13 protein-coding genes are annotated in these 15,298 nt (G+C 36.2%); 7 read left to right on the top strand and 6 right to left on the bottom strand.

Annotated elements, in window-relative coordinates:
- Positions 1 to 72: 72 nt before the first annotated feature.
- The gene (locus tag ACSVH9_RS07410; RefSeq protein ID WP_438063159.1) at positions 73 to 657 is read right to left on the bottom strand and encodes a hypothetical protein; all 585 of its coding nucleotides are present in this window, start codon (positions 655 to 657) and stop codon (positions 73 to 75) included.
- Positions 648 to 1,496 carry a hypothetical protein gene (locus tag ACSVH9_RS07405; RefSeq protein WP_438063158.1) on the bottom strand — a complete coding sequence of 283 codons (849 nt, stop codon included), beginning with the start codon at positions 1,494 to 1,496 and terminating at the stop codon, positions 648 to 650. Before ACSVH9_RS07405 ends, ACSVH9_RS07410 begins: the two co-directional genes overlap by 10 nt.
- 280 nt (positions 1,497 to 1,776) lie before the next feature.
- Here ACSVH9_RS07405 and ACSVH9_RS07400 point away from each other — a divergent pair, with 280 nt between their 5' ends.
- The 6 genes from ACSVH9_RS07400 to ACSVH9_RS07375 all read left to right on the top strand — a co-directional run bounded on the left by ACSVH9_RS07400 (position 1,777) and on the right by ACSVH9_RS07375 (position 9,399).
- Entirely contained in the window at positions 1,777 to 3,948 is a 2,172-nt protein-coding gene (locus ACSVH9_RS07400; protein ID WP_438063157.1) for a DPP IV N-terminal domain-containing protein, read from the top strand.
- A gap of 226 nt (positions 3,949 to 4,174) precedes the next feature.
- Positions 4,175 to 4,885, top strand: coding sequence for a DJ-1/PfpI family protein (locus ACSVH9_RS07395; RefSeq protein ID WP_438063156.1), 711 nt, complete (start codon positions 4,175 to 4,177; stop codon positions 4,883 to 4,885).
- 12 nt (positions 4,886 to 4,897) lie between these two features.
- A complete protein-coding gene (locus ACSVH9_RS07390; protein WP_438063155.1) occupies positions 4,898 to 5,332 on the top strand; it encodes a hypothetical protein in 435 nt (144 codons plus the stop codon).
- A gap of 25 nt (positions 5,333 to 5,357) precedes the next feature.
- A complete protein-coding gene (locus ACSVH9_RS07385) occupies positions 5,358 to 5,855 on the top strand; it encodes a hypothetical protein (RefSeq protein WP_438063154.1) in 498 nt (165 codons plus the stop codon).
- An 11-nt stretch (positions 5,856 to 5,866) separates the two neighbouring features.
- A complete protein-coding gene (locus ACSVH9_RS07380; RefSeq protein ID WP_438063153.1) occupies positions 5,867 to 7,525 on the top strand; it encodes a tyrosinase family protein in 1,659 nt (552 codons plus the stop codon).
- Positions 7,526 to 7,551: 26 nt separating this feature from the next.
- Positions 7,552 to 9,399, top strand: coding sequence for a hypothetical protein (locus tag ACSVH9_RS07375; RefSeq protein WP_438063152.1), 1,848 nt, complete (start codon positions 7,552 to 7,554; stop codon positions 9,397 to 9,399).
- A gap of 196 nt (positions 9,400 to 9,595) precedes the next feature.
- Here ACSVH9_RS07375 and ACSVH9_RS07370 read toward each other — a convergent pair whose 3' ends face one another.
- The 3 genes from ACSVH9_RS07370 to ACSVH9_RS07360 form a co-directional block, all read right to left on the bottom strand.
- The gene (locus tag ACSVH9_RS07370) at positions 9,596 to 10,306 is read right to left on the bottom strand and encodes an SIMPL domain-containing protein (RefSeq protein ID WP_438063151.1); all 711 of its coding nucleotides are present in this window, start codon (positions 10,304 to 10,306) and stop codon (positions 9,596 to 9,598) included.
- Between the two features lie 186 nt (positions 10,307 to 10,492).
- Positions 10,493 to 12,043 carry an RNA-directed DNA polymerase gene (locus ACSVH9_RS07365; protein ID WP_438063150.1) on the bottom strand — a complete coding sequence of 517 codons (1,551 nt, stop codon included), beginning with the start codon at positions 12,041 to 12,043 and terminating at the stop codon, positions 10,493 to 10,495.
- A gap of 387 nt (positions 12,044 to 12,430) precedes the next feature.
- Complete coding sequence (locus tag ACSVH9_RS07360; RefSeq protein WP_438063149.1) at positions 12,431 to 13,198, bottom strand: sulfite exporter TauE/SafE family protein; 768 nt, start codon at positions 13,196 to 13,198, stop codon at positions 12,431 to 12,433.
- A 674-nt stretch (positions 13,199 to 13,872) separates the two neighbouring features.
- Between ACSVH9_RS07360 and ACSVH9_RS07355 the strand changes: the two genes are divergently transcribed.
- Positions 13,873 to 14,394 (top strand): hypothetical protein, encoded by a 522-nt coding sequence (locus ACSVH9_RS07355; RefSeq protein WP_438063148.1) that lies wholly within the window; start codon positions 13,873 to 13,875, stop codon positions 14,392 to 14,394.
- Here ACSVH9_RS07355 and ACSVH9_RS07350 read toward each other — a convergent pair.
- Positions 14,386 to 15,291, bottom strand: coding sequence for a patatin-like phospholipase family protein (locus tag ACSVH9_RS07350; RefSeq protein ID WP_438063147.1), 906 nt, complete (start codon positions 15,289 to 15,291; stop codon positions 14,386 to 14,388). The two genes, ACSVH9_RS07355 and ACSVH9_RS07350, sit on opposite strands and share 9 nt — an antisense overlap.
- Positions 15,292 to 15,298: the final 7 nt, after the last annotated feature.

Here is a 15,298-nt window from a genome sequence, read left to right as displayed (position 1 = left end):
TTTCTTTTTAAAATGATAAATAGACTAATGTAGTTTTACATCATAAAAAAAAATGTAAACAAAATAAAAATACTAATGTCCCGTATCTATGACATCAATTTGATATACATACTTAAGATAAAGAAAGAAAAATGCTAGCGAGAGGAATAATATAGCAAGTCCTATGACTCCAGTATTTATTTTGAGGCCCGTTTGTGAAATTTCGATATTGGTGTCTTCAGATGCGACATCAATAGTTTCAGATTTTGGTTTGGAAATATTCGATTTTACTTGTATTTCCATAAGCTTAAATTGTTTATACGACAAGACAAGTCCCATAATTACAATAAAAATTACCATGACAAAAATGAGGATACTACTATAAAACTGCCAGGCAAAGCTTCGCTCTTGGTGCATGGCTGCAAAATCATATTGTTTTAACTGTCTAAAAAATTGTATGGAGTCACGTTCTGAATTTCCAGTTGGGGTTTCCAACGCAAATTCCAGTTTAGGTGGGCTTTGTACAGTTATCTTTTGTTTCTTTATCGAATCATGAGTTGACAAGAATTCAGTCACTATATCATCCTTCGATTCATTTGCTTTTTGTGCTTGCACATTAACAACAGTTGCAAAAAATACTAGTAATACAAAAAATGTGTTTTTAAATTTCATTTCCATGTCATATCATATTTTTTCTTGAGAAATTGGATATATTGAATTCTTAAAGTAATCTTTTCATCAATCGTGGGTTTTGTGTAGGCTTTTTTTTCAATTTTCATATAATCCCCTAGAACGTCTGAAGTATATCCCACAGACTTCATTGCGTCACTTAAAACAAAAGAAATCCAATCAAGTAACTCATCGGCATACTTTTGTTTACTTTCTAAAGACTTTTTCTTAGTGCTGGATAAATCAGAAGGAAATTGAAGCTTTGGAACCCCCATAAACAGTAATCGTAGAGGCGATAACCGTTTGAATTTAAAAACAATTTTCCCCTCTTTTATCTTATTGAATACATTAGGATAAACTTTCTTAAGTATTGCATCACCACTGTAAAGTGCCACTCCAAAATCTTTAATAGGAAAATCAGATGAATTTGGATTAATATCATCATTTGAATCGATAAAAATTACAATTGGCAAAGTGCTCCCTGACGATGGCATCTCAATGAGAGACCAATTATCCACTATCCATTCATCATGATTTTTTTTTGCAATAAAAGGTTCTATTTCGGATGTGTTTGGAGTAATTCCTGATTCTAATGCATCGACTATTATTCTATATACATATTGTCGCACACAAAATTCTTCAAGCATTTTGTACTCTTGAGTTAAACTTCTTAGATTTCCTTGTGTTTTTCTAATTTCGGAAGTAAGTTGATTAACTTGAACATTTAAATCTTCTATTGGATCTATTGCTTTTATGCTATCTAGAAGCTTAAGCACTTCTTTTTCATCAGATTGAGAAAAAGTGACATATGAGGATAAAAGTAATAAAAGGACTAAATATAATTTCATACTACCCTATTTTAGTATTAATTAAAAATGTAGGTTATGAATTATTGTCGGGCAGTGTTACAATAGTAAAAAAAACACAAAATACTGTTAATCAATAAGTTCAAATATACAAATTAATATTAAAATCATTTCATCAATCATAATTATATTCTCAAAGTATGGCTTTGTACCTAGTATCAAAATACCATTTTGCTATTGTTATAAAATTGAAAAAGAAACAAAACCAAATTAGTTAAACAGAATTGTTTAAATTTATCCAAAACAATTATTTTTAACCACTATGACTAAAAAAAGCTTACTATTTGTTGTTGCAATGTTTATGACCTTTTCTGTCCAAGCTCAAAACAGCAACAAAACACTTTCGGCAACCGATTATGAAAAAGCGGTAAAATATTTAGGATTCAATACCAACAAATTAGTTTTCAATAGTAACGTAAACCCGAATTGGTTACCAAATGGTGATTTTTGGTACAACAATACTACTCCCAAAGGAAAAGAAATAGTAGTAATCCATACGGTTGACGGTACACGAAAAACAGGTACAGATTTAAAATCGTTACTTCCTGAAAACAATACGCCTACTACCTCAACTTATACAGTTACTCCTTTTGAAGTAAAATCTCCAGATGGCAAAAAAGCCGCTTTTATCAAAGATTGGAATCTTTGGGTCAAAGATTTGGCTACTCAAAAAGAAACCCAACTCACCTTCGATGGCGTAAAAGATTATGGATATGCCACTGATAATGCTGGATGGAAACATAGCAACAAAGCCATTTTATTATGGTCTCCCGATTCTAAAAAAATTGCGACTTTTCAACAAGATCAGCGTCATGTGAAAGATATGTATTTGGTTTCAACCAATGTGGGAGCTCCCAAATTAGAAGCTTGGAAATATCCGCTTCCTGGTGATGAAAAAATAATTCAAATTGAGCGTGTGATTATCGAAGTTGAAACACCGAAAGTTATTCGCTTCAATATGGCTCCCGATCCACGAAGAGGAACCTTATGTGATGATATTTCGTGTTCCGGTTCTTTTGATGATAACGAATGGAATGCTGACGGAACAAAATTAGCCTTTGTTTCTACTTCACGTGATCATAAAGAAGCCAAAGTCAGAATTGCCGATGCACTAACAGGAGCAATAAAAGACATCTTTGAAGAAAAAGTGGCTACACAATACGAAAGTGGACAAGGAAAAGTAAATTGGCATTATTTAGAAAGTTCCAATGAAATCATTTGGTACAGTGAACGTGACGATTGGGGACATTTGTACCTGTATGATGCCAAAACTGGCAAATTAAAATCACAAATCACCAAAGGGAATTTTGTAGTGACCCAACTTTTGAAAGTAGACGAAAAAAATCGAGTACTCTATTTTGAAGCCAATGGAAGAGAATCAGCTCGTGATCCTTATTTTAGTCATTTTTACCGAATTGATTTCAGTGGAAAGAACCTTCAATTGCTTACTCCAGAGGATGGAAACCACACCATTTCATTATCACCGAATGGAGACTATTTTGTCGATACTTATTCACAACCCAATGTGGCACCCGTTTCGGTGTTGAGAGCTGCTACTGGAAAACTAATTGCAACCCTTGAAAAAGCTGATATCTCAAAACTAGTAGCAACAGGTTGGAAAGCACCCGAACCCATTAAAGTAAAATCAAGAGACGGAAAATGGGATTTGTATGGATTATTCTTTACGCCTACTCATTTGGATCCAACTAAAAAATATCCTGTAGTTAATTACATTTACCCTGGACCTCAAGGTGGCGGTGTAGGCAGTCGTAATTTTTTCTCTGCACGAAGTGATCATCAGGCTTTGGCCGAATTAGGTTTTGTAGTGGTTATCATTGATGGAACGTGTAATCCAGATCGTTCCAAATCATTCCACGATGCCTGTTATGGCAATATGGCCGATAACACTTTGGAAGATCAAATTTCGGGGATAAAGCAATTAGCCACTAAATACCCATTTATGGATTTGGACAAGGTGGGGATTTGGGGACATTCAGGTGGTGGTTATGCTACAGCTGCAGCCTTATTCAGATATCCTGAGTTTTATAAAGTAGGTATCTCCGAATCTGGTAATCACGAAAACCGAAATTATGAAGACGATTGGGGTGAACGATACATTGGCCTTATGACCAAAGACGCCAACGGAAAATCAAACTATGAAGATCAAGCCAATGCTAATTTTGCAACAAATTTAAAAGGTAAATTGTTATTAGCGCATGGCGGAATGGATGACAATGTGCCTCCTTACAACACTTATCTGGTGATTCAAGCTTTACAAAAAGCCAACAAAGATTTTGATTTTATCCTTTTCCCTAATGCACGTCATGGTTTTGGTGCAGACACTTTTTATATGATGCGCAAACGATGGGATTATTTCGTAACCCATTTGCTAGAAGCGCAACCTCCGAAGGAATTTTTGATTCAACCTAAATAACTAAAAAAGCAATGTGAGAACATTGCTTTTTTGTTTTAGTACGTCAAAAGAACGAATTCTTAAAAACTAATTTGTAAGCTATACTACTAAACTCCCTCTTGTACTCCAAAAAATTAGTTTTATCACATCAATACTGCTTCTTATACCATTTAAATAATTCCCTTTACTGAGTCGATGTAATTTTAATATTGAATTAAACTACTGTTTTACTTTCAATTTTAAAATTATGGATACTCAAAATGACATTGTCGTAGGTTTTGCATTATACCAAGGATGCACTCTTATAGATTTTGCAGGTGCTACTCAGGTTTTTAGTTCTACTGACGGATTCAAATCGGTGTGGTTAGCATTAGAGCAAACAATAATTACAACAGAAGGTGTTGCTATTGAACCCAATTATCATTTTTCAAAAGCCCCAAAAATAGATATCCTTTTCGTTCCAGGCGGTGGTCCGAATGGGGTGATTTCTGCAATGCAGAATAAAGAGTATTTAAAACACATTAGAAAAATTTCTGAAACAACTACTTGGAACGGCTCTGTATGCACTGGTGCATTCGTACTTGCCGCAGCTGGAATTTTAAAAAACTGTTTGGCTACCACCTATTGGTCCCAAATTCCAACTTTAGGTCTGTTAGCGGATAAATTAAAGCTAAAAATTCCACCTAGCTACCCTCGATTCTCGATAGATATGGAGCAAAAAATATTTACTGGTGGCGGTATTTCCTCTTCTTTAGATCTTGCCTTAGAAATGGTATTAATAATAAAAGGCCTAGAAACCGCTCAAACCACACAATTGTTCATACAATACCAACCTAATCCACCTGTAGATGCTGGTGATCCAGATCATGCACCACAATACATTACGGATAGAATGAGAAAAGAGGACGAAGGTTTTTCTAAAGCTTTGACTAGACAAATAGAAAAAATTATTAACTAACCCCAATCAATTATGAATGCACCTACTACCCCAAAATTAGGCTCTGGAATTTGGACCTACCGAAGCCTACTCAACAATCCTGATTTAACTGCAGATTTTAATGCTCTCGAATTTGGAAGAGGAAATCTTCAAATCATTACAAATCTTGATGGTAAATTAACCGGTAAAATATACGATACTGGTTGGGAACTTGAATTGAAAGGTTCCTTTCAATACGGTAATCCAGCTTGCCTTTGGTTTCAAGGAAGCGGAATTGTTGGCGGATCTCTTTGGGTCTACGACTACCTATGTTATGTTGTCCCTCAAATTCCAAACGGAATCAATCAAGTTCCAGCCTTAGTTGGAAGTGTTACTCGAGCAATTCCACATCCAGATGGTCAAGGGGGTACAAGCCCTGCGGGAGTAGTTTGCTCTTTTTATGCCGTATTGCAGCCCGAGAATAAATAGCAAGTTTAACTTTAAAAAAACGATTATGAGCGATACATCTTCAAACACCAACAACTGCTGTTGTCATAGTAAAAAAACTGAGGAGTTAAAAAAAGAAATACTAGAACAAGACAAACCCAACTTTAGATTCAAATCGTTATCCTCTGTTGCCTTGAGCGTGCTGATAGCCTTCTTTCCAAAATGCCCTCTTTGTTGGGCTGCCTACATGAGTTTATTTGGCTTTTTAGGTTTGTCACAATTGCCTTATATGTCTTGGCTACTTCCAGTTTTACTCCTATTTATGGGAATTTATTTAATTATTCTTTATAAAAAATCTCCCAAAAATGGGTACATACCTTTTCAATTAAGTCTTGCTGGCGCGGTTCTTTTACTTATAGGAAAACTATTTTTTCCTCTCGAGAACTGGATTGCATTACTTGGAATGATCTTAATCATCTCAAGCTCAATATGGTTGAGCTTTGGTGTACAACTAATGGACTATTTACTTTCTAAACAAAATAACAAACTAAAATCAATAAACTAACCTCAAATACAATGACAGCAACAAATCAAATACGAGTAAGAAAATCGATTCTAGAAATCCAAAGAGATTACGAGAACGGTTTCACTACAGAATTAGAAAACCTAATGACGGCTTGGGCTGGTATCAAAGCCTTAGACCCTAGCGACCTTAACTCCTTCTTTGTAATTGGCGGATATCATGGAGAGCCTTTTAGAGGGGCAGGTTACGGAAATAGTCAATGGTGGGGCGGCTGGTGCAACCACGGTAATGTATTGTTCCCAACTTGGCACAGAATGTACTTGGTACGTTTGGAACAAGCCTTACAAAGTATTCCGGGTTGTGAAAACGTGATGCTACCCTATTGGGATGAAACAGATGACTATTCGTTAGCCAATGGAATTCCGAGTTGTTTGACAGATGAAACCTTTAAATATGCTGATGGAACGGTAATTCCTAATCCATTGGTTTCCTTTACATTTCCTGTAACTATTACAGATAATGTGTCTTCTGATCAAGCCAATGGCGGCGGATTATATACCAAAGAGGTAGGCTACACTACAGTAAGATATCCTTACTCTGGCTTGGTGGGTACTCCTGAAGACCAAAAACAGACTGCCATTCATAATGCACAATGGCCAACTTTGGCTGATGGTAATAAAGTATTGAATCAAAACATTGTGAATTGGCTTAATCTTTCTGTTGTACCTATTGCACCAGATGGCGTAAACAATACCGAACCCACAACTTTTCCTGCAGGTGTTCATCAAGCGTATATAGATTGCTTAAACGCACCCAACTACACTGTTTTCTCTAACACCACCTCAAGTCAAGCTTATAATGATTTGCTGCCTTCTGGAGCCGTTCCTGTAATGCCCTTAGAGCAACCACACAATGACATTCATTTGGCTGTTGGAGGAGCAGATATTACAACTGTTCCTGGGCAAAATTTTGATGCTTCACCAATTGTTGGAGCAAATGGAGATATGGGTGAAAATGACACAGCAGGTCTAGACCCTATTTTCTTTTTCCATCATTGCAATGTAGACCGTATGTTTTGGGTTTGGCAGAAAAAAACTGGAAACCTTGACACTTTAGAGGTCATTCCACAATATCCAGGAACCAATTCTGTAGATAGTCAGGGGCCAACACCTGGTGTATCAGGAAACGTATGGCTTTCTATGGATTCTCCATTAATGCCATTCACAGATGCTAATGGAAATCCTTATAACTCGACTCACGTGGTGAATATTGAAAAACAACTCAACTATACCTACTCCATCGGTTCTTTAGACCAACCATACTGGCCTGAAACCTCAACAAATGAAGTGCTTTTAATGAAAGCTTCTGATACGAATAGCAACAAAACATTAACTGTTTCTGGTGCCAACAAAGCAGCCATAAGTGGGTCTTTTATTATTGCTGCACACGCAATTGTCAAAGGTGAAAAGCATTTGGTGGGAGTAAAATCAGTATTGAGTAGAAATGCCATTCAAGGATGTGCCAATTGCCAGACGCACTTGGGAGTTAAAGCACATTTTAGTCTCAACCATTTATCGCCTGAGATTGTTTCAAATGAAGCTGTAGAATTCACTGCCGAAGTTATTGGACACAAACCTTCTAATGCTGGTAGAGCTCTAAAAGGAGCAATGGAAACTGTGCCAAATAAGACGTTAAAAACTAGCATTAAATAAAACTTAAAAACTAAAATTTGCCCTAAATGAAAACTTCAACAACAAAAATTGCTATCGGACTTTTTATAACCACTGGATTAATCCTTTTGGGTTGCAAAAAAGATGCCGACATCGAGGCCAGTTATCTGCCTTTGGACGTACAAAAAACGTGTACCATTTCTAAAGCCGATTTTGATACTTGGTTTGCCAGCGGTAAAGCCACCGAAAACGGATTAGTTTCTCCCGCTAATAGCGTAACTTTTCCCCATCAAAACAATTGCGATTTTTACAAATGGTCGCAACAAATGTTCCTTTGGATTACCTCTCCTGCTTCGGGAAGTTATGGAAACACTGGAACTATTATGGAATCACCCGTATTTTATAATGTTTCGCCTCCTTATGATGTGAGTAAACAAAATCCTCACGGCGTTCGTAAATTAGTGCCACATATTCCTGGAGAGTTGCTAAGAGTAACCCCTCACATTAGTCAAAATGGTCCGAATAAACTTCCGGTAATCATAGACACGCAAGGACGTATGTTTGAAGTGGAAACTAGTCAAGACAACGAAGTCACTTTTCTAAAAAATGCCAAAAACGAGTTGGTAGCTATCAAAAGTTTGGTCGATAACGAAAAGAGAGGTATTGATTTTTTAGATGCCAAAGGAAAAGTTATCCAACAACCAAAAGCGGTAATAAAAAGCAAAATCAATCCTAATCGTGTGGTGCATCGCTTCAAACTTGGGAAAAAACAAATTTTCCTAGACGCTTCAGGAAATCAAATCGAAACCGAGCAAGGACAAGCAGGTTCCAATGGAGCCTTAATGGCCGAAAACAAATCATTAGTGTATTACATCACTATGGTAAATGATGTATATGCGTATTACCTAAGTGGTGTCAACGAAGGAAAGTTAAATAACTCTCAATTTCCAACGACACAAAAAGAGCTTAATAGTATTTTGGCTTACGCGAAAGCAAAAGAATTACCCAATCCACCAGATGCTAATGCCTTGGCGATGGAATTGAAAACCTCTTGGGTAGAAACCACCAACCTGCCTAATGCCAAGAGTTATGTTACCATCAAAGCAATTATTCCAACCTACAACAAATCCAATCCAAATAAATGGGTGGTAAACGGGGAAAGAACCGCAACTTTGGCTTTGGTAGGAATGCACGTTGTAGGCAGTGTAGCTGGACATCCAGAAATGATTTGGGCTACTTTTGAACATCAAAAAAATACACCTAACGAGGCGTATTCGTATAAAGACACCAAAGGACAAATCAAAGAAGTTCCAGCTGATAAAGGAACAGGATGGTTGTTTAATGCGAATGCTTCTGACCAAGGAGCACAACAAAACCTTCAGAATATGAGAGTAAGTGGGGATACCATTTTGATTACGAATCCAGAGATTTACAGTCCCGGTGCGAGAAGAATTATGGCTTGGGGAAGTGCATCCAACACCGTGCCTAATCCAGAAGACAAAACTCCTGCTGATGCCAATAGTCAGGTGATTTCTATCAACAACGACATTCGTAGTTTATTGGTAGGTAACGACATTCGAAAAAATTATCTTTTGATTGGTGCGACTTGGACTTTTGGAGGCAATGCGCCTAACGGTGCTAGTTATCCTTATGCGCCGCAAGTGAATAACCAAACACCAACCGATTCGATACCTACTCCAGCTCCGCTTGGCGATGCCATTGGTACGGCGCAATTGTCGAACAGTACGATGGAAACGTATGTACAATCGCCATCCTCAGCATCGACTTCGGCGAATTCTATTTCTTGTTTTTCTTGTCATAACAACAACAATGGTTTAGCGCCTAGCGACCTTAGTCACGTTTTTGGAGAAACAAAAACCATTTTGCCTATCGTGTACACCAAAGGAAAAAAATAAACCAAAACCCAAACCAAAAAAACGCGCTACTCCACTCAAACTTCTGAGTGTGTAGCGCGTTTTGTTATAGTTGGAAATAAGAGACTTCTTAGAATTTATCCTTTTTACTTTTATCGATTAGTCATAATTTTTGTCGGTATTCAATGATTGCTATTCATTGTTAGAGCTTCTCGAACGTTACGAAACTCTTGCAGTTTTACTCTAAGATTTCTGTATAAACCTTAACTTCTACTGAATATTTTATCAATTCTCCACTCGATGAAACTCCTCTTCCTCCCATTCCTTTTCCGTAGGTTTCAAATTCGTATGTTTCTTCACGATTGCTTTTATCATTAGGACTTTTGCTTGTTTCCACGTAGATAATTTTGCCATATTTAATTCCGCTTACATTACACAGTCTTTTAGTTGTTTCAATGGCATCTAGTATTGCTAACTCTTCTGCCTTCTTAATATACTTTTCAGCGTTTGTGTTAAAATAAGATATTCTTTCGATTTTATTAAATTTAGTTTTTAATAAGTCTTCTGTAAAATCTTGCATTTTTTTTAAGTCACGTAATGTGAATATTATTTTTTGAGTTGAAACAAAACCTACAAAAACTTCTCGTTTCAGTTTGTTGTCCCAAACCATTGATTTGTCAGTTGCAATTAAACTAGTCTTTACGTCTAAAGTGTCTTTTACAAATCCTTTGATAATTTTCAACACTTCATCTGATGTTTTTTGATTGTCATTTATTGCTTCACGCAATGTTGGTTTTACGTGTCTAAACAATATTGTTAATTCAGCAGCATTTGGGAAAGCAGTAACAGTTCCTAATCCGATTGAACTTACTTTGGGTTTATTATTTTGTTCAACTTGACCAAACACAAAACTTGTTGTAAATAAGACAATTAAAACTAATTTTTTCATAATGTTTTCTATTTTAAATTTTTTTACAGTTTTTTTTTTAAAATTGCCCAAAATGTTCCGAAACTAAACGCAGTTTGACAATAATTTTAACCAATCATTCGGATTTGCTTAATCGTGCCAAACAAAACACTTTTCCCAATTAAACCCAACGCCAAAATTGTTTGTAGCGAGTGTTAGTGGCTGGCTTTATTCTTCTGGTTCATCGTCATATTCTGGCTCTTCATCATATTCATTTACGAATAATTGTACTTCGAATGGATTAATAACTACGTCAATACTTTGAATAACTTGCTCATCAATAATTTGCGCATTGTCAATCATTGTTTTTAAAGCTTGGTTTAGCCAAGTTGAATCCCAAATTTGTATTGCTGAATCGTTAACTTTTCTACAAAGATTTTCGTCGTAAACTTTAGCTCTATCAATTTTTATTGTTAAGCGTTGTAGCCATATTTTGATATGCCCAGTATTTGGTATTTTTTCAAATTTGGTCATAATTGATTGAAGAATCGCATCTCTTTTTGCTGGGTCATTTAATAATGAAAATAGCTTACTCAATATAGCTGAAGCAATAGGATAGGTTCTTGGATTTTTATACATAATATCCACAAGTATGCTTATTAAAACATGAACATTGTGAAGTTCTGCTAAACCTTTTATTCTGTCGTAAAATTTTCCTAATGCTTTGCTTAAACTTCCCGAGTTTGGATATTTCTCTGAAAGACTGTGAATAATTAGTAAATGCTGTTGAATACTTTTACTTCCGTTTTTCTGTGAAATCCAATAAAGTTTGTCAGGTTTTATTGAGTCACGGACCACATTATTTGAAACTAATGTTTTTTGCGCATTAAGTCTCATTCCGAGTTCTATTAATATCTCGGTTAAGATTTTGGTGATTAATTCGGCATCTTGTGGATTATTTGAAAAGATGCGATAATCATCTCGGTAGCGAACAATTTGATAATCTTGGATGTGTACAGGAATTCGAGTTGAAAGTTCCAAGTCTGCATATCCAAGAACCATTTCTGCGATGAAGTCCATTACAACACTTCCTTGTGGAATACCATTTGTTTGTCCAAATGCCATTTCTCGAAGGTGTTTATCAATTGAGTTTCCAATTAAGGCGTAGTTAGTTCTGTTTGCTGGTTGTTTTGCAAATGGTTTTGTATGAATTGCCCAAGGAACAGAATGTGTATATATTGAACCGTAACAATCCGTAATGTCCGTATGCAAAACATACTCATATTTAAGCGCAAGTTCAAGGGATTGTTGCTCTATTGTTTGCCACCATTGATTGACTGTCGTTGCTTTGTCAGATTGAACATTATCAGATTCCAAAGGAATACTATAACATTTAATCTTTGGATTAGCATTAAATTGTCCAAATCTTGCAACTATTAAATTCCAGTTAGCTTCTTCTGTCATATTATGAACAAGAGAAACATATAAAGCTGGATGTATTAATTGGAATGGTCGCCAAGCAAACTTTCCGTCTTTATTGTTTAAGAAAGAATAATTTACATTTTCAAAATCTGACGGATAAGTAGATTTTACTTGTCCAGCAGGAGTTGTAAAAGTACCTAAAAATTCAGATAATCTGCGCCCTGTCAATTGAGCAGAAACTTGATTAATTATGTTTTGAAAAACAAAGTATTGAGGTAAATCAAAATTGAAATAGCTTTCAGCTTTGAGAAAATATGCTCTTGCTTCTGTATGATTAAGTTCTAATATTCTTCTCATTGTTATCTAATCGTGTTGTTTTTTGGGATTTTCTGAAAGGTTGCCACTAACTTGTATATAATCGCTAAAACATTCAAAATACATTACCAGAATTGGTTAAAATAGTTTAGTTTGTAGCTTCCCAAATATAAACATTTCAACAAAAAAAACATACAATTTTTCTGAATTTTAAATATGAATAAATCCTAATTCTCAAGTCCTGAATCCTAAATTTCGAATGTATGGATTAATACTTCTGATGTAAAGTAGTGTTTTGGCGGAGGGATGGGAATGGCATCCTTTGCTGGCGTTCTTGAGCCAGCAAAGATATAATGGACAGCCCGACCCAAAGTAGTAGTGCGTTGTGGTGTTTCCTAAAAGTGTTTCGGGGGCAGCCCCAAAAAAGGATTATTTGTAAAAAACATCATAGGCAAATCGGACTAACGTGCCAATGACTACCACCAGAAAAAAGATTCGGATAAAACTATTGCCTTTGTTGATGGCCAATTTGGCGCCCAACCATCCACCGAGGGCATTGCTCGCCGCCATAGGAAGCGCGATGGCCCAAATGATTTTGCCTTTGAGCATAAACAAGCAAATAGAACCAAAATTGGTCGCTAAGTTGACCATTTTCGCATTCGCAGAGGCGTGCAAAAAATCGAATCCCATAATGGCAATAAACGCCACGACCAAGAAACTTCCGGTGCCCGGACCAATGAATCCGTCGTACAAACCCACAACAAAACTGATAGCAACAGCATTGATTACTTGGCGTTGAGGGGAAATATTCTTTTCTATTTGCTGTCCGAAATTTTTCTTGGCATAAGTGTAAACCACCAAAAACGAGAGCACGACCAACAAAAGCGGTTTCATAAAATTATTGCTCACATAGGTCAGCAAAGTCGACCCCAAAAACGCAGACGGAAATGCCAAAAACATCATAATCCCGAGTAGTTTCCAGTTTAAATCCACTTTTTTCAAGTACTGAAACGCAGCGAAAGAGGTTCCACTAAAGGCGGGTACTTTTAAGGTTCCAATTACGGTCGCGACTGGAAGACTTGGCAACAAAATGAGTCCAACGGGGGTTTGTATGAGTCCACCTCCTCCTACTATAGCATCTATAAATCCCGCAGCAAAAGCGGCTAAGCAAAGTAAAAGAATGATGGTACTATCCATTGTGCGTGGTTGTTTATTGGTTGCGGCAAAAATAGAGGTATCAAATGATTTTGAGTATCAATTGAGGGAGAAATTTAAATTTTAACCGTTAGATATAAACATATAAGTCATAACATTTTTTTAAAATACCTATTTATTTTGAACCATATAAGACAAATAAGGACATAGAAGTAGCTATCTGTGGAATTTGTGTCTAGTACTTAACCGAAAAGAGCGCAAAGGTTTACGCAAGGGGCGCTAAGAAAGCTATATGACTTTGTATTGCTTCGTGGTGAAAAATTTAACCGCAAAGGACGCAAGGGTCTACGCAAAGGACGCTAAGAGGATTATAAAACTTTGTGTTACTTTGTGTCTTCTTTGTGTTCTTAGTTGTGAAAAATTTAACCGCAAAGGACGCAAGGGTCTACGCAAGGGTCGCTAAGAGAATTATAAAACTTTGTGTTGCTTGGTGTCTTCTTTGTGTTCTTAGTGGTGAAAAGATTTAACCGCAAAGGACGCAAAGTTTAACCAAATTTACAACTGTAAAAATCCGTAGCATCCGTAAAATCCGTGGCTGAATATACCACAAAGTTTAACCGATTACCCAGTCAACCAATTAACCAATAATTTGCTCAACCAACTCAACAATTCTAATTCAAAAAAGTTTATTTTTGTGCCCCAAACCCAATTATACAATGGACGCAACAAGAATTATTGAACTAGCTAGTTACACTTTACCCTCACTAATTACTGGAGTGGTGGCCTATCATTTTTTTAATTTACATACCAAAGACGAGGCAGGACGTCGTCGTTTTTTATTGCATAGAGAAGCTCAAAAAACGGCTTTGCCCTTACGTTTACAGGCGTATGAGCGTATGACTTTGTTCTTGGAACGCATTAGTTTGAATCAGTTATTGATTCGCATTGCTCCTATTTCGACTGAAAAAAGTGACTATGAACAATTGATTATCGCTCACATCGAACAAGAATTCGAACATAATTTGACGCAACAAGTGTATATGTCGGATGAATGTTGGAGTATTATTTTAACCGCAAAAAACGCAACTATTCAAATGATTCGAATGGCTGCCAAAAAAGAATCTATAGAAAACGCCAATCAAATGCGTGAGTTGATTTTGAATGATTTGTTAGAAAAACAATCGCCTAGTAACGCGGCTTTGGCGTTTATCAAACAAGAAGTAAGTGATTTATGGTAAAATGATTTCGCTGTAGTTTTCATTTTTACTTTGGGCATAATCAAAACCTATTTTCCACCATTTATGCATTTCAGTGCTATCAAATACTAAGGCATTGTCGGTAAGTTGTATGGGAGTATAATACAAGTTGAGCTGTACATTTTTGATGGAAGCCATCATTTTACCTAAAGTAATATCATAGCGTTCTATTTGGTCAAGAGTAACTCTAAAAATATCTATCAACAACGAAAAAGGGTTTCTTCCAATCCCAATTCGATTGCATTGATGCTCAGATTCTAAGATGATGACATCAATTTCTGTAGCTCCTCTTGCAATAGCTTCGTTAATAGGAACCAAGTTCGAAAAACCACCGTCACCATATTCACAACCGTTTTTCTTCACCAAACTCATAAAGGGAATATAATTACAAGAAATCCAAATCCATTCGCAGTATTCTTCATAAGTACATTCGTGAATGGATTTGTATTCTGAGGTGTTAGTTGAAATATTCGTCACAGTAATAACCACATCGGGTTCGCTATCTTTAAGCGTTTGAAATTCTTCGCGAGTTAAATTGTTTTGAATGAAATGCAAGAGGTTTTTACTTTCTCCAAAAGTTCGTCTTCTTTTAAGAAATTGAAGCAAAACATTAAAGTGATTGATTGAAACGGAGGTAAAACCTCTTTCTTTTTTGATTTTAAAAGGATTGACATTAAAAATATCACTCATTCCAACATTAGTATAAATCTCTTTGATTTTGTCCACTTTTCCAACAGCCAAATGAGAAATCAGCAAACTACCCGTTGAAGTACCAATGTACATATCGTAGTGCTGCTTTTTAATATTCAATAAAAACTCGGCAACTCCTCCTGCGAATGCCCCTTTACTTCCACCGCCAGAAATCACTAGTGCCCTCATATTGGCT

It is taken from the genome of Flavobacterium sp. RSSB_23 (assembly GCF_051547145.1).
In the GTDB taxonomy this organism is placed as follows: Bacteria; Bacteroidota; Bacteroidia; order Flavobacteriales; family Flavobacteriaceae; genus Flavobacterium.
The sequence above is the reverse complement of the archived record's forward strand: the minus strand, read 5'-3'. Positions and strand labels throughout refer to the sequence as shown.